The organism is Duganella sp. Leaf126 (genome assembly GCF_001423125.1).
Lineage (GTDB): Bacteria > Pseudomonadota > Gammaproteobacteria > Burkholderiales > Burkholderiaceae_D > Rugamonas.
The window spans coordinates 424,152-449,251 of record NZ_LMNW01000012.1 but is presented as its reverse complement, the minus strand read 5'-3'; the positions used below and the strand labels follow the sequence as shown (position 1 = coordinate 449,251).

The window sequence follows — 25,100 nt, the reverse complement described above, 5'->3', positions numbered from 1 at the left end:
CCGCCGGCCATCCGGACGATTCTAGCAGGGCGACGCGATTGGTCCGGTGCACCGGGGCCAGGCTGCGCGCGCCCGATCATGATGCCACAGCCGTGGCAGGCCATTGCCGCGCTTACAAGGCGAATTACCCGTCTGTTTCGGCGACTGCACCGACCGCATCGGCAGCTGCTGCCGCACTACCTGTCGCTTACAATTCGCCGCCGACTTTGTGTCATATGTAAAAAGTTGCATCAGTTAATCAAGCGCGGCACCGTGCTTGTTATATTGGCGCATGCACACAATGCATCGTTCAACAGGAGAACTGCCATGACCATCCGCCCGCACACCGTTTTTGCCGCCGCCCTGCTGGCCGTGAGCGCTGCCGCCTTCACGCCCACGACCGCTTCCGCCCAGGTGGGCGTGAGCGTGGTCATCGGCCAGGCGCCGCCGCCGTTGCGCTACGAAGCCGTGCCGCCGCCACGCCACGGCTATATCTGGTCGCCCGGCTACTGGGACTGGCGCAGCAACCGCCACGTCTGGGTCGGCGGTAACTGGGTGGCGGTACGCCCCGGCTATGTGTACTCGCAGCCGCACTGGGAGCAGCGCCAGGGCCGCTGGTACCGCGAACAAGCCCGCTGGAATCGCGGCCCCTACGGCGACCGCGACCACGACGGCATCCCCAACCGCTACGACCGCCACGACAACCGCGGTCATCACCACGATAACCGCCGCCACGGCTGGGGCGACCGCGATCATGATGGCGTGCCGAACCGCTACGATCGCGACCGCGATGGCGACGGCATCGCCAACCGCTACGACCACCGTCCGGACAACCCGCGCCGCGATTGATGACGAATATCGATCCACCGTTTGAGATGCTGGCCACGGCCGCCTACCATGGCGAGCGCGTGGCCGCGCGTCGTCTGGCCGCGCGCAGCCACATCACCATGTCGCAGGCGCTGGCGCAGGTGCTGACGACGGCAGCAAGCCGCGACGGCCTGGCCGACCTGTCCGAGCTGCTGGCAGTGCGCGCCCAGGCGCGCCAGCGCGAAGAAGAACGGCGCACCAGCCGCCGCGCGCAGCAGGCGCACGAGCTGGCGCTGCGCCAGGCGCAAAAGACGCCGCCGCCGGACCGCTGGCGCGGCTGGTTCGACGGTTCGGCCCATCCGAATCCGGGCCGGATCGGCATCGGCGCCCTGCTGTGCGGCCCCCATGGCGAACGGGTCGAGATCAGCCGCCGGGCCGGCCACGGTAACAGCAGCGTCGCCGAATACCTGGCCCTGACCGCGCTGCTTGCCGCAGCCGTGGACGCAGGCGCGCACAACCTGCTGCTGTACGGCGACAGCCAGGTGGTGATCAACGATGTACATGCGGGGATGACGGAAAATCAGGCGCCGGCCGGCGCCAGGACGGCCAGCACAGCCAGGGGGCTGGAAGACTACCGCGCCCGCGTGCTGGCGCTGATGCAGCAAACGGCCACCAGCCACCTGCAATGGATCCCGCGCCACCGCAACAGCGAAGCAGACCGCTTGTCGCAGCAAGCGATAGACCATATGGCGGAGGAACCTTAGCGCACAATGGCTTATTGCCGCAGGCACGACGATAGCGGACCGCGCAATAAGTTTATCTCCGGCCGCAGGCACGGCGAGAAACCGTAGCGAGCGGTTCGATATCGTCGCGAGTAGCGCAAGCGTACTTCAGTACGCTGAGCAACGCAGCGGCGATAGCGGACCGCGTAATAAGTTTATCTCCGGCCGCAGGCACGGCGAGAAACCGTAGCGAGCGATCCGATATCGTCGCGAGTAGCGCAAGCGTACTTCAGTACGCTGAGCAACGCAGCGGCGATAGCGGACCGCGCAGTAGGTTTATCGCCGTGCCTACGCTGCCAGGGCGGTTTTTTCGATGAGCCCCATGTCTTCGCTCGACATCAGCTTGTCGATATCGACCAGGATCAGCATGCGGTCTTCGATCGTGCCCAGGCCGACGATGTGGTCGGTGTTGATGGCGGAACCGATTTCCGGCGCCGGCTTGATCTGCTCGTGGGTCAGCGTGGTCACATCCGATACGCGATCGACCACCATGCCCACCACGCGGTTGCCGATATTGAGGATGATGACCACCGTGAACTGGTCGTAGCCCGGCTCGCCGAGGTTGAACTTGATGCGCATGTCGACGATCGGCACGATGATGCCGCGCAGATTGACCACGCCCTTGACGAATTCCGGCGCATTGGCGATGCGGGTCGGGGTTTCGTAGCTGCGGATCTCGCTCACTTTCTGGATGTCGATGCCGTATTCTTCCTGGCCGAGCGTGAAGGCCAGGTATTCGCCGGCGGTGGAGTTGGGGTGCAATTCGCTGACATTGCTGGTCATGGTGTGAGTCCTTGATGAAAAATATGGCGTAATGTTACCCTAAGCCAAGTTTCTTGACATTAACTATTCGTGACTTGAAGCACCGAACGCACATAATCGGCTGGTCAGACCGACAACCTTTGCAGTCCGTGCAATTATCTCGGAGACAACATTCAGCCTCGTTGGCATTTCAGCGGACGGCGGCGCGCGGTATCATGGGCATTTGATGTGGAGTTTCATGGACAGTTTGCTCGATTACTGGCAGCCGCGCCTGATCGCCCTGGTCAGCGCCGGACAGGACGACGATGGTGCGCACGACATCAATCACCTGCACCGCGTGTGGCGCAATGCAACGCTGCTGCTGGCCGAGCACGAAGAAGCGGACGCGCTGGTCGTGCTGGCCGCGTGCTATCTGCACGACCTGGTCAACCTGCCCAAGAATCACCCGCAGCGCCATCTGGCCTCGCGCCAGGCAGCCGCGCTGGCCGTGCGCGAACTGGCGGCGCGCGAGTTTCCGGCGCAACGGCTAGACGCCGTGTCCCACGCCATCGAATGCCACAGTTTTTCCGCCGCCCTGCCCGCCCGCACCATCGAAGCGCAGATCGTGCAGGACGCCGACCGTCTCGACGCGTTGGGCGCGGTCGGCCTGGCACGGCTGTTCTACATCGCCGGCCGCATGGGGTCGCGCCTGGCGCATGGCCAGGATCCGCTGGCGCGCCACCGCGAGCGTGACGACCGCGCCTATGCGCTCGACCACATCGAGACCAAGCTGGCCACCCTGCCCGCCATGATGCAAACCGCCACCGGCCGCCGCCTGGGCGAAGAGCGGCTGCAGGAGCTGCTGGCGTTCCGCGAGCGTTTCGCCGGCGAATGGTGCTAGTGGCCGCGCCATGGTGCACGGGCAGCGGTGACTGGCGGAGCGGCCTTGACAGACCGCCGCCGAACTGCAACCATACGTCCATGAATTTTTTCACCACATTGCTGATCGATTGGCGCCGCTCCTAGCAAGCGCGGCCACTGTTTAACGATAGTGATGTGATATTTTTATCAACGCCGCCCTGGTCTGGTGGCGTTTTTTATTCGTCGAGCCGGTCCGGGGCAACCCCAGGAATACTGCCCGATGAACCAGCCAGACCAGTCCCAAGTTGTTTCTTCCGCCCCCGCTGCCAATGCTGCCCAGGGTCCGACCGTGATCCTGACCGGTGACCGTCCCACCGGCCCGCTGCACCTGGGCCACTACGTGGGCAGCCTGCGCAACCGCGTGACCTACCAGGACGACTACAAGCAGTTCATCATGCTGGCCGACTCGCAAGCGTTGACCGACAATATGGACGACATCAACAAGGTCCACCGCAACGTGGTCGAAGTGGCGCTCGACTACCTCGCGGTCGGCATCGATCCGGCCAAGTCGACGATCCTGATCCAGTCGCAGATCCCGGAGCTGGCCGAACTGACCTTCTATTATCTGAACCTGGTGACGGTGGCGCGCCTGGAGCGCAACCCGACCGTCAAGGCCGAGATCACGCTGCGCGGTTTCGAGCGCGACATCCCGGCCGGCTTCCTGACCTACCCGGCTTCGCAGGCGGCCGACATTTCGGCGTTCAAGGCGTCGATCGTGCCGGTCGGCGAAGACCAGATCCCGATGATCGAGCAGACCAACGAGATCGTGCGCCGCTTCAACCGCATCGCCAACCGCGACGTGCTGGTCGAGTGCAAGGCGCTGGTGCCCGACATCGGCCGCCTGCCCGGCACCGACGGCAAGGCCAAGATGAGCAAGTCGCTCGGCAACACCATCAACCTCGGCGCCAGCGCCGCCGAGATCACTGCGGCCGTCAAGAAGGTCTATACCGACCCGCTGCACCTGCGCGTGGAAGACCCCGGCCACCTGGAAGGCAACGTCGCCTTCATCTACCTCGACGCCTTCGATCCCGAGCAGGACAAGCTGGCCGAGATGAAGGCCCACTATGTACGCGGCGGCCTGGGCGACTCGATCGTCAAGAAGCGCCTGGAACTGGTGCTGCAGGAAATGCTGGCGCCGATCCGGGCGCGCCGCGAGGAACTGGCCCAGGACAAGGGTTACATCATGCAAATGCTTAAGGAAGGCACGTTGCAGGCGCGCGAAGTGGCCGCCAGGACCGCCGAGGAAGTGAAGGCCGCGCTCGGCCTGTCCTACTTCTGAGCATGTCCGCGCCGGCAGTCTGGCCCCTGCTGCTGATGTGGCTGGCCTCGGTGTATGCGGTGGCCAGCACCGCATGCTACATCGCCTATGCCATCGACAAGGCGGCGGCCAGGCGAGGGGCGCGCCGCATCCCGGAGCGGGTGCTGCTGCTGGCCGGCTTGCTGGGCGGCTGGCCAGGCGGCTGGCTGGCCCAGCGCCGCCTGCGCCACAAGACAGCCAAGACCGCGTTCCAGGTGAAATTCTGGCTGACGGTGGCGCTCAACGTAACGGCGCTGGCGGCTGCGGCCTGGCTGGCCTGGCGCCGCTGACATGAACAACAGTGTCCTGAAAGGTGTGCTGTGCGGCCTGCTGGCTGGCGCCATGTGGGGCATGGTGTTTGTCGCGCCTGCCTATCTGACGGCGTTCACACCGCTGGAAATGGCGTGCGGCCGCTACATCGCCTACGGCCTGATCGCCGCCAGCCTGCTCGGGCGGCGCCTGCTGCCGCTGCTGCGCCGGCTCGATCGCAGCGACGTGACCGCCATGGTCAAGCATGCGCTGGCCGGCAACATCGTCTATTACATGTTGCTGGCGCTGGGCGTCCAGATGGCCGGCGTGTCCGCCACCTCGCTGATCATCGGCGTGCTGCCGATCAGCGTCACGCTCATGGGGCGCAAGGACCACGGCGCGGTTGCGCTGCACCGCCTGGCCTGGCCGCTGCTGCTGGTGGCGGCCGGCATCGTCTGCATCAATCTCGACGTGTTGACGCATGGCGCGGCAGGTGGCGAGGCAACGCTGCCGGTCAGGCTGGCCGGCGTGGCCTGCGCTGCCGGCGCCCTGCTGTGCTGGACCTGGTATTCGGTGGACAATGCGCGCTACCTGAAACGCAATCCCCATTTCAGCAGCGGCGAATGGTCGGCCCTGTACGGCGTGTCCAGCGGGCTGATCGCGCTGGCGATCGCCGCGCTTGGCTTGGCCCTGTTCCACCGCGACGTCACCGGCGCCGGCGCACTGTTAAGCGGGCGCGACTGGTCGGTGTTCTGGATCGTCAATGGCGTGCTGGCGCTGGGCGCCTCGGTGATCGGCAACCATCTATGGAATATCGCCAGCCGCACGGTGCCGCTGACCCTGTCGGGCCAGCTGATCCTGTTCGAGACGCTGTTCGCGCTCGGCTACGGATTCATCTACCACCAACAATGGCCGCGGACGCTGGAGCTGGCCGCCATCGGCCTGCTGGTGCTGGGCGTGATGTGGTCGGTGCGGGTCCACGCCCTCGACGGTGCCGCGCGGGTGCATGCCGGGGATTGAAACAGGCCCGGCCGATGACCTTATTGGTCGAGCAAACCATTTTCGCTGAGTACATCCTGGATTAATTCCAGGCGCAGCACGGGATTTTCCTGCAACAGCAGCCGTTGTTTTTCCTCTTGCGGCAGACGCAGTAATTCGCACCAGCGATTGGCCACCCAACCGGCCTCATCTAATCGATACGGCGGCGCCAGCGGCATTTTGGCAATTGAAATCTGTTTTTTTTGCAAAGATCGAATCAGCGAACCGAGCGCATCCGCTACATCCTGCTGTTCGGTGGGAATGGGCACCACCATGTCGTCATCGACATTCTCGACGTCGGCCATCCATAAACCGTGTTTTAACTGGTGCGTGGAACGCACATGAAAACGCGTGGTGCCGATGCACGATATCTGCAATAAACCCGCCATCGGCGTCACGCATTCAGTAATCCGGGCCATCGTGCCGCCGTTGGCCAAGGTATCGTGCTGATCGGGCACGCGGGTTTCGCTGCCCTCGAGCAGGGACACCACGCCGAATTGCTCGTCGTTTTCGATACAGCGTTTGACCATGTCCAGATAACGCACTTCGAACACCTGCAAGGGCAAATGTCCGTCAGGGAACAACGTCGTATTGAGGGGAAAGAGAGGAATCGAAGGCATGCCAGCATCATCGCACGAAACCGGGGTTGAAGGTTTCCACGCGCATACCTTTCATCAGAAAAGCAACGGCTGTCGGATAGCGTACAGCGATCGACAAGAATCAACAGAACAAGACAACACACGCGTTAATCGCCGGGCATTTGCCGCTGCCGGCGATCACGCGCGTGCTAGATTGCAATCGGGTTTGCAGATGACCTTGAAAAAACCAGTACTGCATTGCCCACTAAACGATTATTTAATCAGGTACTGGTTCTTGTCTTTACCCTCCAGCCATTTCGGAGCACGGCCGCGTCCGGTCCAAGTCTGGCCGGTCGCCTCATCGCGGTATTTGGTTGGCACCGGCGCACGGGTTTTGACCGGCTTGGCTTTGGTCACAGTGCCGAGGTCGGCAACGGTCAGGCCGTAATCGCGCATGATGGTGGCGATTTGCTCTTTGGCTTTGGTAATCTCGTTTTTACGTGCATTTTCAGCCAGGTTTTCCAGTTCGGCGATCTTGGCTTTGTACTCTTGATAGGTGGTCATCTCGTATCCTTCTTAGCGGCGGTTGATTACAAAAAAATCACAGGTGAGAATGTGTGAGAATTTTATAGACGCAATTTACCATAACTCTGGCGGTTTTCTCCATAGCGCACGTTACAAATGCCAATATAACTATAAATCCGGAGTTTTTCCACAAGTGTCGTCGCTGATCGAAGACGGCTTCGATCAATATCATGACTTGCTTATCGGGACTAAGGGGAGGAGTAAGTGCAGGGCCAGAACGGTGCCTGGTGATACTGGTGCGGAGTTTAAGCGATTTGAATCGGCAGGCCTTGTACCAATTATATGCCACAAAAATTATCCGGGTGGCGCAGCGCCACCCGGCAAGACCCGGCTTAAAACCGGCGTTCCACGGTGACGCGGAACTGGGTTTCTCCGGCATTGACGGTGGAACGCGCCGAGGTTCCCTGGGCATCGGCGTACAGGGATTCTGTGGTGTAATCCTGGGCCAGTAAATTCGACACGGCCACGCGCAGATTATTCCGCGTGTCGATTTTCCACAACGCATAAACATCGAGATCGCGGCGCACCGAGTTGTAGCCGCTCTGGGTATCGGTCAATCGCGCCAGGCCGCCATTGCGGAAGCTGAAACTGGTGCCGGTGCTGAGTTCGCCATCGGCAGTTTTATAATCGAGGCCCACCGTGGCGCTCAGCGGCACTTGCTGGTCGAGCCGGTTGTCCGGCCCCGGCACGCTGTCCACCCGCGACCAGTTGCGGCTGACGCTGGCGCGCACGTCGAGCGCCGGCGCCGCGTCCAGCACCACCCGCAGCGGGAACTTCGCTTCCAGTTCGATGCCGCGCGTTGCTGCCCGGCCGTCGTTGACCTGCATCGCCAGCCAGCGCTCGCCCTCCTGCATCAGCACGTTGTGGGTGTAATCGTCGATCTGGCGCAGCGAGGCGCTGGCGCTGAGCATGGCGCCGCTGTCACCGAAATAATGCTCGATCGAGGCGTCGAGGCCCAGCGCCACCTCCGGCTTCAGGCGCGGATTGCCGCGGCGGTCAGGGTCGAGCCGGCTGTTGTTGGCGGAGATGAAGTTACGCGGCACCATGTTGGCCGTGGCGGGCGCCTTGTAGGTCCGCGTGAGCGCCAGGCGCAGCTGGTCCTTCTTGTTGGGCAGCTTGTACAGCGTCTGGAAAAGCGGGCTGAGCACGCTGGAACGTTCGTTGACCGGGTCGAAACCGGCGCCGTCGATCTCGGTCCGGTAACCCTCCCAGCGCACGCCGGCGTACACCGACCAGCGCGGGGTGACGTTCCACTCGTCCTGCCCGTACACGGCCACGCGGGTGACGCGCGCGGAAAAATCCTCGTCGAAATTGGTCGGATCGCTGCCCGGCAGCGGCGCCTCGCGCTGGCGCCGCTGGTCGTCGCGCCCGGTCACACCGACGTCCCAGCCCAGCGCCAGCGCGTGCTCGGGCGCGTCCTCGCCATCGCGGGCCATTCCCAGCACCAGCGGGCGCGAATACTTGCCCTGGCTGCTCAGCCCCTGCTCGGTGGTGGTGGACGTGACGTTGCGCTCGAGCGTGGGCGCGGCGCCATCCTTGCTGCCCAGGTTGTAACCGTCCGATGCGTTGCGGCTGCCGTTGATCCCGAGTTTGGCATCGAGCTTGGCGCCGTCGTCCAGCTGCTTCACCCAGTTCAGATCGGTCCGGGCGAAACCGTTGTGGCTGTTGAAGCGGCCATCGATGCGGTCGTAAGCGGGGCCCGGATCGGCGGCCAGCGCCACGCTGGTCAGGCTCTGGTTGTTGCTGTCGAAGGTGTTGTAGTTGACAAAGGTTTGCCAGGTCAGCGTGTCGCCGTCGCCGAGCGCCCAGTTCAGGCGCGGCGACAGGTTGACGCCGTCCGACCGGCCGCGGTCGGCCCAGGTCGAAGCGCGCGCCACGTCGGGCGTGCCGAACGCATCGCTGCCGGTCTCGACGCTGGGCGTGGTGCGGGCGTACTGATAGCGCCAGGCGTTGGCGCTGACCGAAGTCGACAGCGCGCCGTCGCGATCCGACCACTGGAGGCTGGCGCCCGGCGACCAGAAGGTGCTACCCTTGGCCGCGCTCAGCTTGACCACGTGCTGATCGAGCTTGACGGTCTTCTTGAGCACGATGTTGATGGTGCCGGCGATCGACTGGGTCGAAAACTCGGCGCTGGCCGCGCGCAGTACCTCGATGCGTTCGATCACATCCGGCGACAGGTTGTCGATCGAGAAGCCGGCCGGCGCCTTCTCGCCATTGATCAGGATTTGCGTGTAGCCGGCGCCGAGGCCGCGCATGCGGATTTCACCGCCGCCGCGCCCGGCAGCGCCACCGACGGTGATGCCGGGCAGGCGCTTGAGCACGTCGTTGACCGAGGTGTCGCCGTATTTCTGGATTTCCTCGCTCCCCACCACCACCTTGCTGGCGGTGTCGTTGCGGCGCGCATCGTAGGTGGCGGCACTGCCCTTGATCATCACCATCTGCATCACCGGCTTCACCGCGCCGTCCGACCGCGACTTGGCGCCGTCCGGCGCCTCGTCGGCATGGGCCGGCGGGTGGAGGCTGGTGGCAAGACAGATGGCGCAAACGGCGGCGGCGATCCGGGTAGGACGCAGGATGGGCGTGGACATGGCGTGACCGGGAGAATGTTAAATGATGGAATCCGTTATTATGCATTGCCTGTATTAAACATTCATGACGAAGTTGGCCGCTGTGGCGCGTCTGCCGCAGTTTGGTGAAATTTCATAACGGCAGCTGGTAAAAATCTGAGTGCCGGTGACGTGGTGACAACAGCGTTACAACCGCGACGATCCGTTTATAATGCGCGATCGTTCCTCCGTTATTGGATTGCCATCGTGTCCGACCGCCTTGCCGTTTTGCCCCAATACCTGCTTCCCAAGGGAGCGCTGACCAATTTTGCCGGCCGCGTGGCCGGCGCCAGGGGCGGCGCCATGACCACGCGCCTGATCCGCTGGTTCGTCGGCCGGTACGATGTGAACATGGGCGAAGCGTTGAATCCGGACATCGCCAGCTATGCCAGCTTCAACGAATTCTTTACCCGGGCGCTGCGCCCCGATGCGCGACCGTTGGCAAACGCCGCCTTCATCTGCCCGGTCGATGGTCGCATCAGCCAGTTCGGCGCGATCGAGGACGACCAGATCTTCCAAGCCAAGGGCCACCGGTTCACCACCACGGCCCTGGTCGGCGGCGACCCCGCGCTGGCGGCAAAGTTTCAGCATGGTAGTTTTGCCAACCTGTATCTGAGTCCGCGCGACTACCACCGCATCCACATGCCGGTCGATGGCAAACTGACCCGCATGATCTATGTGCCCGGTGAACTGTTCTCGGTCAATCCCACCACGGCGCGCGGCATTCCCGGCCTGTTCGCCCGCAACGAACGGGTGGTGTGCGTGTTCGACACTGCGCACGGCCCGTTCGTCATGACGCTGGTGGGTGCGACCATCGTCGGCAGCATGGCCACCGTGTGGCACGGCCTGGTCAATCCGCCGCGCCTGCCCAAGGTGACCGAATGGACGTACGATGACCAGCACATCGTGTTGAAAAAAGGCGATGAACTGGGCCGCTTCCTGCTCGGTTCCACGGTCGTCATGCTGTTCCCGAAAGATACGCTGCGCTTCAATCCGGCGTGGCAGCCGGCGGCGCCGGTGCGTCTCGGCGAAGCAATGGCTGAGCTGGCCTGATCGAGTCCGCTCCTACAATGGCGCGGCATGTGCGCCTACGTGGCATTGCTTCAGCGCGGCTTAGAATGTGACTTCGGGTGACGAGAATATTAAATCAATGCTCTCGATCCCGCCCATTCCAGGAGAATTATCATGAGCCAAGCGAACAAACGTGGTTTCAAACCCGGCGCCAACATGCCGCACGACGACTACGATCCGATGGAACAAGGTATGTCCGAGAGCGGCAACCACGCGGTGGGCCATCCGGGCAACGATAATCCGACCAGCAACCATCATACGAACCAGCACGGCCGCCAGCCGGCCCGCTCCGAGCAGAGCGTGCGCGAAGGCAACATGGGACGCAGCTATTACGACAGCAAGCAGGCTGCCTCGGCTGCCGCTGCGCAGACCACCCACCGCTATAACGCGGCTGGCGCGCGTGCCGACGGCAACACCGGCAAGGGCCGCTGACCAGCCGATCGACCTGTTCCGGGCAGGCGACAGGGCGCAGCGATGCGCCCTTTTATTTTGCCCGCCCGCGTGCGCTCTTCAACTACGCCCTGTTTATTGCCCGATGCGCCACGTCAGGCAAAGTCGGTCTCGCCCGCGATCGTTTGCGGATAACCGCTGATCGCGCGTGAAGCCTGCATGCCGGCCATGACCGCCGCCTCCACGCAGCCGGCATTGATGCCCGTCTTGATCCAGTCGCCGGTCAGGAACAGGTTGCTGAAACCGGACTGGTCGGTGCGCAACCGGTACCGGGTACTGCCCACCACCGACATCACGTAGCGTTCGGACGGATCGACATTGGCCCGCCAGTACTGGGCGTCGAAGCGCTGGACGCCGGTGGCGCCGCTGGCATCGACCAGCCACTGCCACGGGAACGCGCCCGCCGGTCCCGTGGCCGACCACAGCGCAGCGATCTGGTGACTGAGCTGGTTGACGGCGCCTTCCTTGGCCAGCTGCGCCATGCGCGCCGGGAAACCGGTGTCGGTGGCGGGCGGATAGTCGGTCACCGTCAGCGCGCTGCAGAAGTACGAGACGTTGCGCGGTGCGATGGCAGCAGGCCAGTCTTCGCGCACCAGCAGCTGGTCCATCGGCGCCCAGGTATCGTACGGTTCCGTGAAGCCGCTCAGGACCGGCTGCTCGCCCTTGGGCTGGTGGCTCCAGCCCATCTGCGTCAGGTCCTTGTCCAGCCAGACCTGGTAGGCCTGGGTGGCCACCGTCTTGACGTGCTCGGTCGTGGCCAGCAATGCCGGGCTCTGCGCCAGTAACTGCGGGCACAGCACCGGCAGCGAACCGATCGAGATGCCGAATACGACCTTGTCGAAATCGACCCCGCGCTGCAGCGTGTGGGTGGGCAGTGGGCAGCCGAAGCGTTCCTGGTACACCTGCGGCCAGTCGGTCCAGTGCGATTCGAGGTTGATGTCCCTGACCTGCAGCAGCTCGGCCTGGTCCGGATCGAGCTGCGCATACAGCGGCTGGCTCGGCCAGCAGGCCAGGCCTTTTACATCGATCAGCGGATCGTATCCCTGGCCGGGCGTGGCCATGGCCACCTGCTCGGTCATGCGGATGCTGCCGATCTGCGCACCGTCGGGCACCAGCTCTTCGACCTTGTGAAAGAACTTGAACTTCACGCCGCGCGCCTTGAGCACCTGGTACAGCGGCGTGAACACGACGTCGCCCATGCCAGCCTGCATCTTGAACATGATGCCGCCCTTGTAGCACAGGCCGATCCGCGCCATGGCGCGCAGCAGCGTGCCGGCCTCGATGTTCGGCTTGTCGAAATCGCCGCCCTCGTAGGCAAACACCAGGTCGTAGAAGCCGCGTACCGGCGCCGAATCGATCGACAATGCCTGGTGGCCGCCGTGCTTGCGCAGCCAGTCGCGGAAGTCGATATCGTTGATGACATCAAAGCCATGCTTGATCACGCCATCCTCGAACACGCCCTTCATGACGGTGGTGCCGAGGTCGATGCAGATCAGCAGGCGGCGGATATCGTCGATCAGGTCGGCGCCCGGGGCGTCGCCCTCGGCCGCCTGCGCGCGCGCCAGCAGTGCGCCGTAGCGCTGGTGCAGGCGGGTGCGCACACCGGCCATCACGCCGGCGAGCAGATGGTGCTCGCCATCGCCATGGCGACGCGTGTCCGGCGACAGATTGGCCACCATGCCGGACAAGGCGCTGCCCAGCAAGGCGAAATCGCCCGCCAGTTCGCCCACGGTATGGACCACGCCTTTTGCCACGTGGTGCAGCCAGTCGGGCACGATGCCCGCGTGATGGGGCGGTTCGTCCAGCTCCAGCGCGGCAGTCAGGTGGTGCAGACTCCCGATCCACTGCTCGATCCAGCCGACCATGGCCACCGCCAGCTGCCACAGCGTGATGTCCTGGTCGCCCTGGCCCGGCACGCCGGGCAGGGTCGGAAACACGATCGACCAGTTGCGCCAGTGGCCGTCCACATCTTCCGACAGCGCCACGTAGTCGTGCTGCTTGAACGCCTGCTGCCAGGTGGCCAGCGGCGCACCGGCCGGCCGGTCCAGGCCCTCGTAAGCGGCCTGGATCATCTTGAACGCATTGGTGTAAAAGCCGAACCAGATGTGCAAGCCATGCTCCTCGATACGCTGGCCGTACTGCGCATTGCGCCCGCTGGCGCCCTTGCCGCCCAGGCGCCAGCCCTGCTGGTAGACGGTGATGTCATAGTTGTTTTGCCAGCCCGGCTGGTCGCTCAGGTAATAGGCAGCCGTCATGGCCGACACCCCGCCGCCAAGCACGGCGATCTTTTGCGGCGCGATGCGGGAATTGTCGATCAATTCCTTGCCCGTTTCTGCGGTGAAGTCGAAGTGCAGATTGAACGGCAGGATCGCCTGCTGCGGTCCCAGCCTGAAGCCCAGCGTGCGGTCGAGCGGGAAGCTGTCGAACGCGTGCAGCACGGCCTGGTACTCGTAGCCGAGCAGCTTGCCGCCATGGATCTTATCGACCGTGGCAGGCGCCGCCAGGATGGCCTGGTACACGGCCTCGATGCCGGCGCTGTCCGGGAACTGCTTGAGGAAAATCTGGTCGATGCGCGGATTGCGCAGCAGCGACACGATATCTTCCCAGCCGGCCACGTCGAGGTTGAAGAAATCGGGAATCGACAGGAACAGCGCGATCGCCTCTTCGATCAGGTCCAGCACGCTGTGCACGGGTTTTTCGCTGCCGGTCTTGCTGGTGGCGTTGACTTCGAGCAGCGGATGCATGGCGATGCGGGTCTCGGGCGAGAACGGGTGAAATCCCTTGGCCGCCACGGAATAGCGCAGCGGCTCGGCGCCGGCAGCGGGGATCTCGTACTCGCACAGGTATTTCGGGTAGCCGAACAGCTCGCGGCCATTGATCAGCGCCATACCGTCATCGACGAAGATGTGCGCCGGATAGTAGTAAATATGTGCCAGCTGGCCGGCGTCATCCATGGCGCCCACCATGATCCAGGTGACGATGTCGATTTCGCTGATCCAGCCCTTGTCCTGGTCCACCGGGACCGCCGAATTGGCGTGGCCGACGCGCGTAAACGTGGTCAGCACGTACGGCGAAATCGCCTTGAAACGCATGCGGCCGCCCGCCACGCAGTTGAGCGTGTCGTCGAGCGTGGCCTGCAGGCAGGCGCTGTCGCCCTTGATGAAGAAGCCGGACATCTGGGCGTTTTTCAGTTGCAGCGGCGCGTGCATCAGCGCCGATCCGCCCTGGTAGATATAAGAAGGTCTGGTTGCCATGAAGTGGGGTGAGAGGTGTAGAAGATAAGGAATGAGGCCAGCGCACCAGTGTAGGACAAAACGCCGTCCAGCAGGCCACTATGTTGCTTAAATAAAACATTCTGCGATGGTGTACGATGGCCCGATGACATCTGCCCCCCATCGAAAACCGGACGGCCGCACGTCCATCCTGCTGCCTTCCGGGTACGTCTTCAACCTGCTGCAACCGGATGCCAGCGGTATGCCGATCACCGATATCGCGCTGTGCCTGGCCTCCCAGCCGCGCTGGGGCGGCGCTGCCCGCCCCTGGTACTCGGTGGCCGAACACTCGATCATGTGCTCGCAGCTGGTGGCGCCCGAATACGCTTATGCAGCGCTGATGCACGACTGCGAGGAGTTTCTCGGCGACTGGCCGTCGCCGGTCAAGGTCATGCTCGGACGCGACTACGTGAAGGAGCGCATGCACCCGGTCAAACAGGCGCTGCGGCGCCGCTTCGGCTTCCAGGACGACGTGCCGGAGATCAAGCACGCCGACCTGGTCTGTATGGCCACCGAGCTGCGCGACCTGCTGCCGCCGGCCTGGATGGAATGGGGCCACCTGCCGCCGCCGGCCGCAGGCGTGATCGTGCCGGTCGGGCCGCAGCGGGCCTATGATCTGTTTCTGGCACGGTACGAGGCGCTGAAACCGTAAGCCAGCGCACCGAACCGGCCCGATGGCAGGGGAAACCCGCGCGTGCGCGCGGTACACTTGTGGCAGGATAATTCGACAGGAGTGAACATGACCGAACAAGACAACCGCGAGACCGGCAGCCAGAACCGCCGCAACGTCCATACCGCCCACTATGTGCCGCTGGCCACGGCCCGCACCAAGGATGTGGTCAAGCACCTGCAGGTGCCGGGCGAACGCCACAAGATCGACGTGGCGCGCATCGGCAACCGTCACCAGCGCGCCGAAGTGGATGCCTGGCTGGTTGCCGAAGCCGACGGCCCCGTGCACTTCTTCTACCAGGACGGCGTTGACGGCCACGAGGTCGAATTCGGTTTCGCGGACGAGGTGCGCGAAGCGATCGACGAGGCGGAAACCGAAAGCTGAGCACAAGGACCACGCGGGGCATCATGGCACACGGGAACGCCGTGCTGGCGAACGCCAAGCTGCGCCTGTCGCACACCGAGGCCGACTATTGGCTCAGCGGCACCAGCAAACCCCGTGCGTCTGCCTTCCTGGCCAGCTTCTCCGACGCCGCCCGCGCTGCCATGGCGCGCTACCAGGCAGCGCACCATTAGCAGCCCTATCGTGGCTCAGGTCCGCTGTCGGCCGGCATCGAGGCGCTGCCGGCGCCGGCCACCCCCGGGCCACGCCATGTACCGCGCGCAGCGCCGGCCAGACCTTGCTGACCTGTAGCGATATCGTGCATGTGAGCGCGATCCAGTTCGACCACCCGCAAGCGCACGTCAAGTATGACAGCAGCGCGACCGACGCGCGCCACTCCTAGCCGCCTGCTGCACACGCTGGCGCAAGACCGCACGCTGGGCGCGACCGCCCACATCGCCTTCCCAGCCTCGGGCGCCCCCGCAAGACGGGCCAGCACTACAACTGGCTGCCGCTCGACTACGACGGCGCACCGGACGCCGCCAACCGACCGGGCTGGCGCGGCTGAGCCAGGCCGGCAGCAGCGCCCCCCAACGTTGCAGCCTGCCCTGCACTTTTGGCAGGAGCTTTCCAGCCGCGCGCTGACTACACTGGATGCGCACCGTCCCCCATCCCCCTCACTGTGTCAGCAAAGGAGCAATACCATGGCAAACAGCAATCTCGGCATCGACAGCGTCATCACCGAAGACGGCACCCGCATCCACTTCAAGGACTGGGGCAGCGGCCCGGCCGTGGTGTTCAGCCACGGCTGGCCGCTGCAGGGCGACGCCTGGGAAGACCAGATGTTCTTCCTGGCCAGCCATGGCTACCGCGTGATCGCCCACGACCGTCGCGGCCACGGCCTGTCGAGCCAGCCATGGGGCGGCAACGACATGGACACTTATGCCGACGATCTGGCCACCCTGCTCGACGCGCTCGACATCAGGGAGGCCACGCTGGTGGGCCACTCCACCGGCGGCGGCGAAGTGGCGCGCTACCTGGGCCGCCACGGCAGCGCCCGCGTCAAGAAGGCCGTACTGGTGGGCGCCGTACCGCCGCAGATGGTCACATCCGCCACCAACCCGGGCGGCTTGCCGATGGACGTGTTCGACGGCATCCGCGCCGGCGTGCTGGCCGACCGCGCCCAGTTCTTCAAGGACCTGTCGATGCCGTTCTATGGCTATAACCGCCCCGGCGCCAAGGTGTCGGAGGGCGTGCGCGACACCTTCCAGGCCCAGGGCATGCAGTGTGGTATCAAGAACGCCTACGACTGCATCAAGCAGTTCTCGGAAGTGGACTACACGGAAGACCTGAAAAAGATCGACGTGCCGGTGCTGGTCGTGCATGGCGACGACGACCAGATCGTACCGATCGACGCTTCGGGCAAGGCCTCGGCCAAGATCCTCAACAACGCCAGGCTGGTGATCTACGAAGGTGCGCCGCACGGCCTGCCGACCACGCACAAGGATCGCCTGAACGCCGACCTGCTGGCCTTCCTGCAATCCTGATCCCCCGATCGGGTAAGCGCCAACCCTGCCCTGTTCGCGCTTCTGTCTCACCCTTTCGGAGCTGAACGCCATGACGATGGCGGCCCATAATCGCCCGGTGGCACAACAGGCACTTTTAAAGGAATACCATCATGAGCAATGCCAATACCAAGCAAGTCCTGCAGCATTTCGGCGCCCTGACCGAGGTGCGCATCGGCCTGCCGAGCGAGGTGCGGGCGAACAGCGTGCATGCGCTGAACCGCCTGCTGGCCCACACCATGGCCATCCGCGACGCCTACAAGAAAGCCCACTGGCAGGTATCGGGCGCCACCTTCCACCAGCTGCACCTGCTGTTCGACCAGCACTACAACGAGCAGGTCGCCATCATGGACAGCATCGCCGAGCGCGTGCAGACGCTGGGCGGCGTCACCTTCGCACTGGCGCAGGACGTGGTGGAAGAATCGGCCATCGCGCGCAGCGCGCCGCGTGGCCGCGAAACGGCAGCGGCGCAGCTGGCCGGCCTGCTGGACGCGCATGAAACCATCCTGCTCGAAGCCCGCCCGCTGGCGCGCGCGGCGGCCGACCAGGGCGACGACGGCACCAACGACCTGATCGTCAGCCAGGTGGTGCGCAGCAACGAGCTGCACAGCTGGTTCATCGGCGAGCACCTGGCCGCGCAAACGCAGGCAGCCAGGTAAGCGGGACCGGCCGTGCCGCCTCCCGCCGACCTCGTAACGGAAAGACTGCTCGACAGCGAGCAGTTATACCGGCGCTACCTGGCTGAAAAAGCCCGCCGCCTGCAGGCCGAGGAAGCGCTGCGCGAAACCGAGGAAGAGCTGGCGCGGCTGGCGCGCATCTCGTCCATGGGCGAGTTTGCGGCCTCGATCGCGCACGAGGTGAGCCAGCCGCTGGCCGCCATCGTGCTGCAGGCCGAGGCGGGGCTGTTGGCGCTGCAGTCGGGCCAGACCGAACGGGCGCGCGAGACGCTGACCCTGATACGCCACGCCGGCGCCACTGCCGCTGACGTGGTACGCAGCATCCGCGGCATGTCCTGCCGCGCCCAGCCGGAGGCCACGCGCTTCGATGTCGATGAAGCGCTGCGCGAAGTGCTGCGCCTGCTGCGTGCCGAGCTGCACAAGCACGGCATCGAGGTCCACGACGCCCTGGCCCTGCAAGGTCGCCAGCTGTGCGCCGACCGCGTGCAGCTGCAGCAGGTGATGATGAACCTGGTGCTCAATGCCATCGAGGCGATGAAGGACGTGCACACGCGGCCGCGCCGCCTCGAGGTGCGCTCGATGCTGGCCGACAGCGCCGGCACCGTGCGCATCAGCGTGGAAGACAATGGCGTCGGGGTGCCGGCCAAGCTGGCCGCGCGCCTGTACGACCCGCTGTTCTCGACCAAGCCGGGCGGCACCGGCCTCGGACTGGCGATCTGCCGCGCCATCATCGACGCCCATCACGGGCGCATCTGGTCCACCTCGCGCCAGCCGCATGGCGCCGCCTTTCACATCAGCCTCAAGGGATATCCAGGATGACTACCACCACTACCCATACCGTTACCGGCACCGGAGCCGACACCATTTCCGTGCTGATTGCCGACGACCACCCGCTGATCCTGGCCGGGCTGGCGGCGCTGATCGAGGCCACCGCGGGGCTGCGCCTGGTCGGCCAGGCCGATAACGGCGAGCGCGCCGTGGCGCTGTACTGCCAGCATCGTCCGCAGGTGGTGATCATGGACCTGAGCATGCCGGTCATGCACGGCCTCGATGCCATCGCCCGCATCATGGCGTTCGATCCGCACGCGCGCATCGTGGTCCTGACTACGTTCCAGGGCGACCAGGACGTGCAGCGCAGCCTGCGCGCCGGTGCGCGCGGCTACCTGCTCAAGCATGCCGACGCCGGGCAGCTGGTGGCATGCATCCATGCCGTGGTGCAGGGCCGCAGGTTTCTGCCGCCGGACGTGGCAGGCAAGCTGGCCGAACACTCGGCAGCGGCGCCGCTGTCGCCGCGCGAACTGGAAATCCTGGCCCACCTGGCGACCGGCAAGAGCAACAAGATGATCGCCCGCAGCGCCGCCATCGAGGTAGGCACCGTGAAATTCCACGTCAATAATATTCTCGCCAAGCTCAATGTCGAAAGCCGTACCGAGGCCGCCACAGTGGCGACCCGGCGCGGCTTGCTCAGCGCATTCTAGCCTGCTCCGCAGCAGGCTTCAGGCGTTGCCCTTACTTGGCGGGAACCGGCGCCAGGGTCTTGTGATCGGGATTGGCGCGCGAGGGGGCCTTGTGCACCATGGTGTAGGCGTAGTCCACGCCCATGCCGTAGGCGCCCGAGTGCTCCTTGACGATCTTCATCACGTCGTCATAGGTTTCCTTGCGGGCCCAGTCGCGCTGCCATTCCAGCAGCACTTGCTGCCAGGTCACCGGGATCACGCCCGCCTGCACCATGCGCAGCATGGCCATGTCGTGCGCTTCCTTCGAGGTGCCGCCCGAGGCGTCGGACACCATGTAGATTTCGTAGCCGCCCTCGAGCATCGCGCACAGGGCGAAGGTGGTGTTGCATACCTCGGTCCACAGGCCGGAGACGATCACCTTCTTTTTGCCGCTGGCTGCCAGCGCGTCGCGCACTTTCTGGTCGTCCCACGAGTTCATCGACGAGCGTTCGAGAATGTCTTTGCCAGGGAACACGTCCAGCAGCTCGGGGTAGGTATGGCCCGAGAACGCTTCAGTTTCCACGGTGGTGATGGTGGTCGGAATATTGAACACCTTGGCGGCCTTGGCCAGTGCCACGGTATTGTTTTTCAATACCTGGCGGTCGATCGACTGCACGCCGAATGCCATCTGCGGCTGCTGGTCGATGAAGATCAGCTGCGAGTTTTGCGGGGTCAGGACTTCGAGTTTTGGGTTCATCATCATGCTTCCAGAGTGGTGTAAGGAAGCTTCATGGTAGGAGCCGCCCCCCCTGCTGCACCACTGCAAAAAGATAGGCTCCGCCATAGGGGGGACTCTGTTAAGCTGCGGCCATCATCATCGACAGGAATTCCCATGCATACCGACGACGCCGTGCAACGCGCCAGGCTCACTGCGCTCGGCCGCGCGCTGCGCGACCTGCACAAGCAGCTGATCCACATCGAGAGCCAGTATTTCGGCGCGGTTGGCAGTCCGCTGGAGTTGCTGCAGCTGGTCACCAACCATCCCAACTTCGCGTGGCTGCAAAAGCTGTCGGGGCTGATGACGCAGATGGACGAGCGCCTCGACGACGAGGAACCGGTGACGGCGGAAGATGCGGTGACATACCGGCGCGCCATCGAGTCGCTGATCGGTCCGTCCGAGCAGGGCGACCTCGAATTCCGCGCCAAATACAACGCCATGTTGCACGACGGCCCGGAACTGGTGATGGCGCACGGCGCGGTGCGCAAGCAGTTGTCGGAGATCGTCGCCATCGGTGACCCGGCCTAGTCGAGATATCCACATCATTTGTGGATAAGGTTGTGAATAAGCACCACTTGACAGCCCGGACCGCCTTTAATGGCGGGCGTTTCAACAAAATGCTTAAACGGAAGGCAAAATTTTACCCGAATAAAATCAATGACTTACAGCGTCGCTTGACGATCCCGGCGCTGTTTTCAAGCGTGGCAAAAAAATATTTTTTGGCACGAGCCTGCGGTGGATACCACAGCGGACAATCCGGCCCCGAAATCTTTGACAAAACCGCCCGCCAGGCATAGTGTGGCTTCGAAGGCCACAATTTTCTTCAAAGAACGCGTTGCGGGATCGATGCATGAATCAGGATGATGACGATACGGGCTGGCTGATCGACGACGATGACGCAGTCGCGGCCGCCCGCCAGGCGCCAGCGCACAGCGCAGCTGCCGCTGCGCCGCCGTGGAAGGTGCTGATCGTGGACGACGATGTCGATGTGCACGTGGTGACGAAATTCGCCCTGAGCAACGTCAGTTTTCGCGGTCGCCGGCTCAGCTTCCTGCATGCCTACAGCGGCGAGGAAGCGCTGACCACGCTGCGCAACACGCCCGACATCGCCCTGGTGCTGCTGGACGTGATCATGGAAACCAGTAACGCCGGCCTCGACGTGGCGCGCCAGGTGCGCGATGTCCAGCACAACGCGCTGGTGCGCATCGTGCTGCGCACGGGCCAGCCGGGCCAGGCGCTCGAACACAGCATCATCCTCGACTACGACATCAACGATTTCTGGTGCAAGACCGATCTCACCACGCGCAAGCTGTTTACCACCGTGATTGCCTCGCTGCGCGCGTATGCCACCCTGCACGAGGCACAGAGCCATGCGGCCGCACTGCAGGCGCAGCTCGATCACACCCGGCGTCTGCTCGATGCGGTGGATCAGCACGCAGTGATCGCCAGGTTCGATGCGCGCGGCCGCATTGTCAGCGTCAACGACAAGTTCTGCAGCAAGTTCCAGTTCTCGCGCCAGGAACTGGTCGGCGTCGACCTGCGGCTGTTGCACACGCCGCCGTATCCGCCCGACCAGCTGGCCGACGCGCTGGCCGCACTGGGCGCCGGCGAAAGCTGGAGCGACGTCGTCACCGCGTGGCGGCGCGACGGCCAGGAACTGCGCCTGCGGGTCACGGCCAGTGTGGTCGATGACCCGGCCGCGCCGTACGTGGTCGTGGGCAGTGTCATGCAGGCCCTGAAAAAACCGCTGTGATCGCGGTTAAGTCCCGGATTCGCAAGCGTTTTTCATGATATCCACAAGCTCTGTGGACATCTCTGTGGATATCACCCCATTGACAACGAAGCGCACCAGTAACGGCGCGGTATTCAACAAACTGCCCGTCCAACAGGCAATTTTTATCGCCTTACAAATCAGTCACTTAGCAGCCGCATCGGCTGATAAGTTTTCGGATGAAAAAAATTTTTTGAGCAGCCGCGTCAGTGCATAAGTCGTCCTGCAGGCGCCGGCTAGTGCGCATGCTGCCGGCGCTGGTCCGGATAGGACAGCACCCGTTCGATGATGTGCGACTGGACATTGTGCGAACGCAGATATTCGATCGCGCACACGGTGTTGAACGTCGACTGCACGGCAATGCCGCGCTCGACGATGGCGCTGCTGCGGTGGTCGCTACGTTGCTGTTGGGCTTGCTCGGCTGGTGGCATAAACACATCGTTCATCATGATCCTCGCTGACATGGAAGGGTTTTGATTAAGATCAAGCAGTTCCGCAACGGGAGTATGCGCGCCGACGCGCCAAAGTCAATGTCAGGTTCCTATCATTGCGCAATAAAATCACGCCGGGCAGCGTCGGGAATGGACACGCGGCAATAAGCGGGGCGATAATACCCGCATGACTTCGGAACCGCCCCGCCCTCAGCCCTCTTCCCTGACCGACCTGTTCATCTCGTTTACCTTGCTGGCGCTGCAAGGCTTTGGCGGCGTGCTGGCCGTGGTCCAGCGCGAGATCGTCGAGCGCAAGCGCTGGCTGACGCAGGAGGAATTCATCGAGGACTGGGCCGTGGCGCAAGTGATGCCCGGTCCCAACGTGGTCAACCTGTCGCTGATGATCGGCGACCGCTATTTCGGCCTGCGCGGCGCCATGGTGGCGCTGGCCGGCATGCTGACGGTGCCGCTGCTGCTGGTGCTGTGCCTGGCCGTGCTGCATGCGCAGTATGCCAACCACCCGGGCGTGGCCGGTGCCCTGCGCGGGATGGCGGCCGTCGCTGCCGGCCTGATCGCCGCCACCGGCGTCAAGCTGGCCTCGGCGCTGCGCACGCATCCGCTGCCGGGCTGGTTCAGCGGCCTGGCCGCCGTGCTGTGCGTGACGATGCTGGTGGTGTTCAAGGTGCCGCTGGCGTGGACGCTGCTGTCGCTCGGCGGCGTGTGCGTGGGACTGACGTACCGGATCCTGGGCAAGCGCGCAGACAGGACGCCCGACGCCGGGTCTCAGGCCCCATGAGCGGCGCCCCGCTACACATCGTCCTGAGCGCTGCCGACTGGTGCAACCTGTTCGGCCAGTACCTGCTGCTGTCGCTGCTGTCGGTGGGCGGCGCCATTTCCACCACCACCGAGATGCACCGCTATCTGGTGCTCGAACATGGCTGGCTGACCCAGTCGCAGTTCAACGACGCGATCGCCATCGCCCAGGCGGCACCCGGTCCGAACGTCCTGTTCGTGGCGCTGATGGGCTGGAATGTGGGATTGAATACGGGCAGCTATCTTGCTGCGTGCGCGGGCGTGGCGGTAACCATGCTCGGCATCCTGATCCCGAGCACCACGATCACCTACCTGACTGCGCGCTGGGCGCGCCGCCACCGCGACCAGCTGGGCGTGCGCGCCTTCAAGCAGGGCATGGCGCCGGTCGTGGTCGGCCTGATGGTGTCGGTGGGCATTACGCTGGGCAGCGCCCACCGCGACTTCGCCATCGACTGGCCGCTATGGCTGGTGTCAGTGGCCGCCGGCGTGCTGATCTGGCGCACCCGCATCCACCTGTTGTGGCTGCTGGCTGCCGGCGCCCTGCTCGGCTGGTTCCAGGTCGTGTGACCCGGAACCGGTTGACGGCAGGAGATTACTCCTTGATCGCTTCGATGGCGAGCGTCAGGGTGACTTCGTCGCCGACGTTCGGCGCGTATTTGCCGGCGTTGAACTCGGTGCGCTTGATCTTGGCGGTGGCGTTGGCGCCGCAAGCCATTTTCTTCATCATCGGGTGGTCGGCGCACTGGAAGTGCGTGACGGTCAGGGTCACTGGCTTGGTGATGCCCTTGATGGTCAGGTTGCCGTCGATGGTGGCAGGCACGTCACCCTTGAAGTTGACCTTGGTCGACTTGTAGGTGATGGTCGGGAACTTGGCGGTGTCCAGGAAATCTTCGCCCTGGATGTGGCTGTCGAACAGCTTGGAACCGGTATCGACCGACTTGGTGTCGATGGTCGCTTCCACGGAGCCGGTCTTGGCAGCGCGGTCCACCGTGAACTTGGCGGTGGTGTTGTTGAAGCGGCTGGTCTGGATTGAGTAGCCGAAGTGGCTGTAGCTGAAGCTCGAGAACGTGTGGTTGGCATCGGAAGTAAAGGTTTCCGGTGCAGCAAAGGCGGACATCGAGATACCGGCAGCGACCATCAGGGCAAAGATTTTTTTCATTGTCAGACTCCTGTGTTGTGAATCGGTGAGCCATGCAACCGCCCGGGGTTCCGGGCAAGTCCATGTCTCTGGTGGCAATGATTATGCTCTGCACAATTGGCGTTGTAAAACGAAAAATTTGCCTCGTTACTATCGAGAAAATCGATCATAGGCCACTGCCGATCCATCAGGCAGCCTGGTCCCTGCCGCGCACCGGCGCTGCGGCAGCCGCCGGCTGCAGGATTCTCTCGAGCAGACGCTGCTCGAGCGCCGCGAACGCCGCAGTACCGCGTGCGCGCGGACGCGGCAGGTTCACTGCCAGGTCGAGCGTGATGCGCCCGTCTTCGATCAGCACCACGCGGTCGGCCAGCGCCAGCGCTTCCTGCACGTCGTGGGTCACCAGCACTGCCGTGAAACCGCGCGCCAGCCACAGGCGTTCGATCAGTTGCTGCATTTCGATGCGGGTCAGCGCATCGAGCGCACCCAGCGGCTCGTCGAGCAGCAGCAATTGCGGCTCGTGCAGCAGTGCGCGCGCCAGGGCCACCCGCTGGCGCTGGCCACCCGACAGTTCGGCCGGCCAGTCATCGGCGCGTTCGCCCAGGCCCACCGTGGCAAGCGTGGCGGCAGCCGCGTTGAGCGCGCGCGGCAGGCCGAGCGCCACGTTGTCCAGCACCGTCCTCCACGGCAGCAGGCGCGCTTCCTGGAACATGATGCGGATATTTGCCGCGCCAGGGTCAAGCACGCCCTGGCCCACTGCAATGGTGCCCTGCTCAACGGCTTCGAGTCCGGCGATCGCGCGCAGCAGCGTGCTCTTGCCGCAGCCGCTGCGCCCGACCACGGCCACGAATTCGCCCGGATGCAGCTGCAGCGCGATATCGTTGAGCACTGCGCGTTCGCCGTACGACTTGTTCAAACCGTCCAGCGCCAGGGCCACGCCCTGTCGCCGCGCCGGCGGCTTGCCGGTGCTGGCGCCGGACGGCGGCAGCGCCGCCAGGTTTTCGCGCGCCATGCCGCCGCGCTCGAACAAGGTGGTGGAAATGGTCATGAGGTACTCCAGTTGAAAG

At 64.1% G+C, this 25,100-nt stretch carries 30 protein-coding genes; 21 read left to right on the top strand and 9 right to left on the bottom strand.

Features of this window, described 5'->3' with window-relative positions; all coding sequences use genetic code 11:
- Positions 1-306: 306 nt before the first annotated feature.
- Positions 307-828, top strand: a complete 522-nt coding sequence (locus tag ASF61_RS09695; RefSeq protein WP_056154560.1) for a YXWGXW repeat-containing protein — start codon at positions 307-309, stop codon at positions 826-828.
- Positions 828-1,550, top strand: coding sequence for a reverse transcriptase-like protein (locus ASF61_RS09690; RefSeq protein WP_056154558.1), 723 nt, complete (start codon positions 828-830; stop codon positions 1,548-1,550). The genes ASF61_RS09695 and ASF61_RS09690 overlap by 1 nt, the downstream gene beginning before the upstream one ends.
- Positions 1,551-1,856: 306 nt before the next feature.
- On the opposite strand, the gene ASF61_RS09685 is transcribed toward ASF61_RS09690, so the two are convergent.
- Positions 1,857-2,351, bottom strand: a complete 495-nt coding sequence (locus ASF61_RS09685; RefSeq protein ID WP_056154555.1) for a chemotaxis protein CheW — start codon at positions 2,349-2,351, stop codon at positions 1,857-1,859.
- 217 nt (positions 2,352-2,568) lie between these two features.
- Between ASF61_RS09685 and ASF61_RS09680 the strand changes: the two genes are divergently transcribed.
- The 4 genes from ASF61_RS09680 (at position 2,569) to ASF61_RS09665 (ending at position 5,796) form a co-directional block, all read left to right on the top strand.
- On the top strand, positions 2,569-3,210 hold the full coding sequence (locus ASF61_RS09680; RefSeq protein ID WP_056154552.1) for an HD domain-containing protein: 642 nt from the start codon (positions 2,569-2,571) through the stop codon (positions 3,208-3,210).
- 240 nt (positions 3,211-3,450) lie between these two features.
- Positions 3,451-4,509: a tryptophan--tRNA ligase gene (trpS, locus tag ASF61_RS09675; protein WP_056154549.1), complete on the top strand. Its 1,059-nt coding sequence runs from the start codon at positions 3,451-3,453 to the stop codon at positions 4,507-4,509.
- A gap of 2 nt (positions 4,510-4,511) precedes the next feature.
- The gene (locus ASF61_RS09670; RefSeq protein ID WP_056154546.1) at positions 4,512-4,817 is read left to right on the top strand and encodes a DUF1294 domain-containing protein; all 306 of its coding nucleotides are present in this window, start codon (positions 4,512-4,514) and stop codon (positions 4,815-4,817) included.
- Between the two features lies 1 nt (position 4,818).
- Complete coding sequence (locus ASF61_RS09665) at positions 4,819-5,796, top strand: DMT family transporter (protein ID WP_056154544.1); 978 nt, start codon at positions 4,819-4,821, stop codon at positions 5,794-5,796.
- 20 nt (positions 5,797-5,816) lie between these two features.
- Here the strand turns inward: ASF61_RS09665 and ASF61_RS09660 are convergent, their stop codons facing one another.
- The 3 genes from ASF61_RS09660 to ASF61_RS09650 all read right to left on the bottom strand — a co-directional run bounded on the left by ASF61_RS09660 (position 5,817) and on the right by ASF61_RS09650 (position 9,565).
- Positions 5,817-6,434, bottom strand: a complete 618-nt coding sequence (locus ASF61_RS09660) for an LON peptidase substrate-binding domain-containing protein (protein ID WP_056154541.1) — start codon at positions 6,432-6,434, stop codon at positions 5,817-5,819.
- A gap of 231 nt (positions 6,435-6,665) precedes the next feature.
- Entirely contained in the window at positions 6,666-6,956 is a 291-nt protein-coding gene (locus ASF61_RS09655; protein ID WP_056154538.1) for an H-NS family nucleoid-associated regulatory protein, read from the bottom strand.
- Between the two features lie 353 nt (positions 6,957-7,309).
- Positions 7,310-9,565 carry a TonB-dependent siderophore receptor gene (locus tag ASF61_RS09650; protein WP_056154535.1) on the bottom strand — a complete coding sequence of 752 codons (2,256 nt, stop codon included), beginning with the start codon at positions 9,563-9,565 and terminating at the stop codon, positions 7,310-7,312.
- 225 nt (positions 9,566-9,790) lie between these two features.
- Between ASF61_RS09650 and asd the strand changes: the two genes are divergently transcribed.
- Complete coding sequence (gene asd, locus ASF61_RS09645) at positions 9,791-10,636, top strand: archaetidylserine decarboxylase (protein ID WP_056154531.1); 846 nt, start codon at positions 9,791-9,793, stop codon at positions 10,634-10,636.
- 132 nt (positions 10,637-10,768) lie between these two features.
- On the top strand, positions 10,769-11,086 hold the full coding sequence (locus tag ASF61_RS09640; RefSeq protein ID WP_056154528.1) for a hypothetical protein: 318 nt from the start codon (positions 10,769-10,771) through the stop codon (positions 11,084-11,086).
- Between the two features lie 113 nt (positions 11,087-11,199).
- On the opposite strand, the gene ASF61_RS09635 is transcribed toward ASF61_RS09640, so the two are convergent.
- Positions 11,200-14,358 (bottom strand): NAD(P)-binding protein, encoded by a 3,159-nt coding sequence (locus ASF61_RS09635; RefSeq protein WP_056154524.1) that lies wholly within the window; start codon positions 14,356-14,358, stop codon positions 11,200-11,202.
- A 124-nt stretch (positions 14,359-14,482) separates the two neighbouring features.
- Here ASF61_RS09635 and ASF61_RS09630 point away from each other — a divergent pair, with 124 nt between their 5' ends.
- The 7 genes from ASF61_RS09630 (at position 14,483) to ASF61_RS09605 (ending at position 19,147) form a co-directional block, all read left to right on the top strand.
- Entirely contained in the window at positions 14,483-15,028 is a 546-nt protein-coding gene (locus tag ASF61_RS09630) for a hypothetical protein (protein WP_056155430.1), read from the top strand.
- A gap of 87 nt (positions 15,029-15,115) precedes the next feature.
- Positions 15,116-15,430 carry a hypothetical protein gene (locus ASF61_RS09625; protein WP_056154520.1) on the top strand — a complete coding sequence of 105 codons (315 nt, stop codon included), beginning with the start codon at positions 15,116-15,118 and terminating at the stop codon, positions 15,428-15,430.
- Between the two features lie 23 nt (positions 15,431-15,453).
- On the top strand, positions 15,454-15,621 hold the full coding sequence (locus tag ASF61_RS23230; protein ID WP_156369511.1) for a hypothetical protein: 168 nt from the start codon (positions 15,454-15,456) through the stop codon (positions 15,619-15,621).
- A 510-nt stretch (positions 15,622-16,131) separates the two neighbouring features.
- Positions 16,132-16,974 carry an alpha/beta fold hydrolase gene (locus ASF61_RS09620; RefSeq protein WP_373994537.1) on the top strand — a complete coding sequence of 281 codons (843 nt, stop codon included), beginning with the start codon at positions 16,132-16,134 and terminating at the stop codon, positions 16,972-16,974.
- 131 nt (positions 16,975-17,105) lie between these two features.
- Entirely contained in the window at positions 17,106-17,651 is a 546-nt protein-coding gene (locus ASF61_RS09615) for a Dps family protein (RefSeq protein WP_056154519.1), read from the top strand.
- Positions 17,652-17,663: 12 nt separating this feature from the next.
- Positions 17,664-18,488: a sensor histidine kinase gene (locus tag ASF61_RS09610; protein ID WP_056154516.1), complete on the top strand. Its 825-nt coding sequence runs from the start codon at positions 17,664-17,666 to the stop codon at positions 18,486-18,488.
- The gene (locus tag ASF61_RS09605; protein WP_056154513.1) at positions 18,485-19,147 is read left to right on the top strand and encodes a response regulator transcription factor; all 663 of its coding nucleotides are present in this window, start codon (positions 18,485-18,487) and stop codon (positions 19,145-19,147) included. Before ASF61_RS09610 ends, ASF61_RS09605 begins: the two co-directional genes overlap by 4 nt.
- 31 nt (positions 19,148-19,178) lie before the next feature.
- Here the strand turns inward: ASF61_RS09605 and ASF61_RS09600 are convergent, their stop codons facing one another.
- Positions 19,179-19,865 (bottom strand): hydrolase, encoded by a 687-nt coding sequence (locus ASF61_RS09600; protein ID WP_056155424.1) that lies wholly within the window; start codon positions 19,863-19,865, stop codon positions 19,179-19,181.
- Between the two features lie 132 nt (positions 19,866-19,997).
- Between ASF61_RS09600 and ASF61_RS09595 the strand changes: the two genes are divergently transcribed.
- The 4 genes from ASF61_RS09595 (at position 19,998) to ASF61_RS23220 (ending at position 21,871) form a co-directional block, all read left to right on the top strand.
- Positions 19,998-20,411, top strand: coding sequence for a hypothetical protein (locus ASF61_RS09595; RefSeq protein ID WP_056154510.1), 414 nt, complete (start codon positions 19,998-20,000; stop codon positions 20,409-20,411).
- 32 nt (positions 20,412-20,443) lie between these two features.
- Entirely contained in the window at positions 20,444-20,680 is a 237-nt protein-coding gene (locus ASF61_RS23225) for a hypothetical protein (protein WP_156369510.1), read from the top strand.
- Positions 20,681-20,733: 53 nt separating this feature from the next.
- Entirely contained in the window at positions 20,734-21,636 is a 903-nt protein-coding gene (locus ASF61_RS09590; RefSeq protein ID WP_056154507.1) for a PAS domain-containing protein, read from the top strand.
- 64 nt (positions 21,637-21,700) lie between these two features.
- Positions 21,701-21,871, top strand: a complete 171-nt coding sequence (locus ASF61_RS23220) for a hypothetical protein (RefSeq protein WP_156369509.1) — start codon at positions 21,701-21,703, stop codon at positions 21,869-21,871.
- Between the two features lie 19 nt (positions 21,872-21,890).
- On the opposite strand, the gene ASF61_RS09585 is transcribed toward ASF61_RS23220, so the two are convergent.
- Positions 21,891-22,085 carry a hypothetical protein gene (locus tag ASF61_RS09585; protein WP_056155421.1) on the bottom strand — a complete coding sequence of 65 codons (195 nt, stop codon included), beginning with the start codon at positions 22,083-22,085 and terminating at the stop codon, positions 21,891-21,893.
- 187 nt (positions 22,086-22,272) lie between these two features.
- Between ASF61_RS09585 and ASF61_RS09580 the strand changes: the two genes are divergently transcribed.
- Positions 22,273-22,881 (top strand): chromate transporter, encoded by a 609-nt coding sequence (locus tag ASF61_RS09580; protein ID WP_056154504.1) that lies wholly within the window; start codon positions 22,273-22,275, stop codon positions 22,879-22,881.
- Positions 22,878-23,465: a chromate transporter gene (locus ASF61_RS09575; protein WP_056154501.1), complete on the top strand. Its 588-nt coding sequence runs from the start codon at positions 22,878-22,880 to the stop codon at positions 23,463-23,465. Before ASF61_RS09580 ends, ASF61_RS09575 begins: the two co-directional genes overlap by 4 nt.
- Before the next feature lie 25 nt (positions 23,466-23,490).
- Here ASF61_RS09575 and ASF61_RS09570 read toward each other — a convergent pair whose 3' ends face one another.
- Positions 23,491-24,057, bottom strand: a complete 567-nt coding sequence (locus ASF61_RS09570) for a YceI family protein (protein WP_056154498.1) — start codon at positions 24,055-24,057, stop codon at positions 23,491-23,493.
- 166 nt (positions 24,058-24,223) lie between these two features.
- Positions 24,224-25,081 (bottom strand): ATP-binding cassette domain-containing protein, encoded by an 858-nt coding sequence (locus ASF61_RS09565; RefSeq protein ID WP_056154495.1) that lies wholly within the window; start codon positions 25,079-25,081, stop codon positions 24,224-24,226.
- Positions 25,082-25,100 lie beyond the last annotated feature (19 nt).

What these genes read in the sequence shown, in the direction of transcription:
- ASF61_RS09695 (WP_056154560.1), top strand. Translation starts at nt 307, where the DNA reads ATGACCATCCGCCCGCACACCGTTTTTGCCGCCGCCCTGCTGGCCGTG.
- ASF61_RS09690 (WP_056154558.1), top strand. Translation starts at nt 828, where the DNA reads ATGACGAATATCGATCCACCGTTTGAGATGCTGGCCACGGCCGCCTAC.
- ASF61_RS09685 (WP_056154555.1), bottom strand. Translation starts at nt 2,351, where the DNA reads ATGACCAGCAATGTCAGCGAATTGCACCCCAACTCCACCGCCGGCGAA.
- ASF61_RS09680 (WP_056154552.1), top strand. Translation starts at nt 2,569, where the DNA reads ATGGACAGTTTGCTCGATTACTGGCAGCCGCGCCTGATCGCCCTGGTC.
- trpS (WP_056154549.1), top strand. Translation starts at nt 3,451, where the DNA reads ATGAACCAGCCAGACCAGTCCCAAGTTGTTTCTTCCGCCCCCGCTGCC.
- ASF61_RS09670 (WP_056154546.1), top strand. Translation starts at nt 4,512, where the DNA reads ATGTCCGCGCCGGCAGTCTGGCCCCTGCTGCTGATGTGGCTGGCCTCG.
- ASF61_RS09665 (WP_056154544.1), top strand. Translation starts at nt 4,819, where the DNA reads ATGAACAACAGTGTCCTGAAAGGTGTGCTGTGCGGCCTGCTGGCTGGC.
- ASF61_RS09660 (WP_056154541.1), bottom strand. Translation starts at nt 6,434, where the DNA reads ATGCCTTCGATTCCTCTCTTTCCCCTCAATACGACGTTGTTCCCTGAC.
- ASF61_RS09655 (WP_056154538.1), bottom strand. Translation starts at nt 6,956, where the DNA reads ATGACCACCTATCAAGAGTACAAAGCCAAGATCGCCGAACTGGAAAAC.
- ASF61_RS09650 (WP_056154535.1), bottom strand. Translation starts at nt 9,565, where the DNA reads ATGTCCACGCCCATCCTGCGTCCTACCCGGATCGCCGCCGCCGTTTGC.
- ASF61_RS09640 (WP_056154528.1), top strand. Translation starts at nt 10,769, where the DNA reads ATGAGCCAAGCGAACAAACGTGGTTTCAAACCCGGCGCCAACATGCCG.
- ASF61_RS09635 (WP_056154524.1), bottom strand. Translation starts at nt 14,358, where the DNA reads ATGGCAACCAGACCTTCTTATATCTACCAGGGCGGATCGGCGCTGATG.
- ASF61_RS09630 (WP_056155430.1), top strand. Translation starts at nt 14,483, where the DNA reads ATGACATCTGCCCCCCATCGAAAACCGGACGGCCGCACGTCCATCCTG.
- ASF61_RS09625 (WP_056154520.1), top strand. Translation starts at nt 15,116, where the DNA reads ATGACCGAACAAGACAACCGCGAGACCGGCAGCCAGAACCGCCGCAAC.
- ASF61_RS23230 (WP_156369511.1), top strand. Translation starts at nt 15,454, where the DNA reads ATGGCACACGGGAACGCCGTGCTGGCGAACGCCAAGCTGCGCCTGTCG.
- ASF61_RS09620 (WP_373994537.1), top strand. Translation starts at nt 16,132, where the DNA reads ATGGCAAACAGCAATCTCGGCATCGACAGCGTCATCACCGAAGACGGC.
- ASF61_RS09615 (WP_056154519.1), top strand. Translation starts at nt 17,106, where the DNA reads ATGAGCAATGCCAATACCAAGCAAGTCCTGCAGCATTTCGGCGCCCTG.
- ASF61_RS09605 (WP_056154513.1), top strand. Translation starts at nt 18,485, where the DNA reads ATGACTACCACCACTACCCATACCGTTACCGGCACCGGAGCCGACACC.
- ASF61_RS09600 (WP_056155424.1), bottom strand. Translation starts at nt 19,865, where the DNA reads ATGATGAACCCAAAACTCGAAGTCCTGACCCCGCAAAACTCGCAGCTG.
- ASF61_RS09595 (WP_056154510.1), top strand. Translation starts at nt 19,998, where the DNA reads ATGCATACCGACGACGCCGTGCAACGCGCCAGGCTCACTGCGCTCGGC.
- ASF61_RS09590 (WP_056154507.1), top strand. Translation starts at nt 20,734, where the DNA reads ATGAATCAGGATGATGACGATACGGGCTGGCTGATCGACGACGATGAC.
- ASF61_RS09585 (WP_056155421.1), bottom strand. Translation starts at nt 22,085, where the DNA reads ATGCCACCAGCCGAGCAAGCCCAACAGCAACGTAGCGACCACCGCAGC.
- ASF61_RS09580 (WP_056154504.1), top strand. Translation starts at nt 22,273, where the DNA reads ATGACTTCGGAACCGCCCCGCCCTCAGCCCTCTTCCCTGACCGACCTG.
- ASF61_RS09575 (WP_056154501.1), top strand. Translation starts at nt 22,878, where the DNA reads ATGAGCGGCGCCCCGCTACACATCGTCCTGAGCGCTGCCGACTGGTGC.
- ASF61_RS09570 (WP_056154498.1), bottom strand. Translation starts at nt 24,057, where the DNA reads ATGAAAAAAATCTTTGCCCTGATGGTCGCTGCCGGTATCTCGATGTCC.
- ASF61_RS09565 (WP_056154495.1), bottom strand. Translation starts at nt 25,081, where the DNA reads ATGACCATTTCCACCACCTTGTTCGAGCGCGGCGGCATGGCGCGCGAA.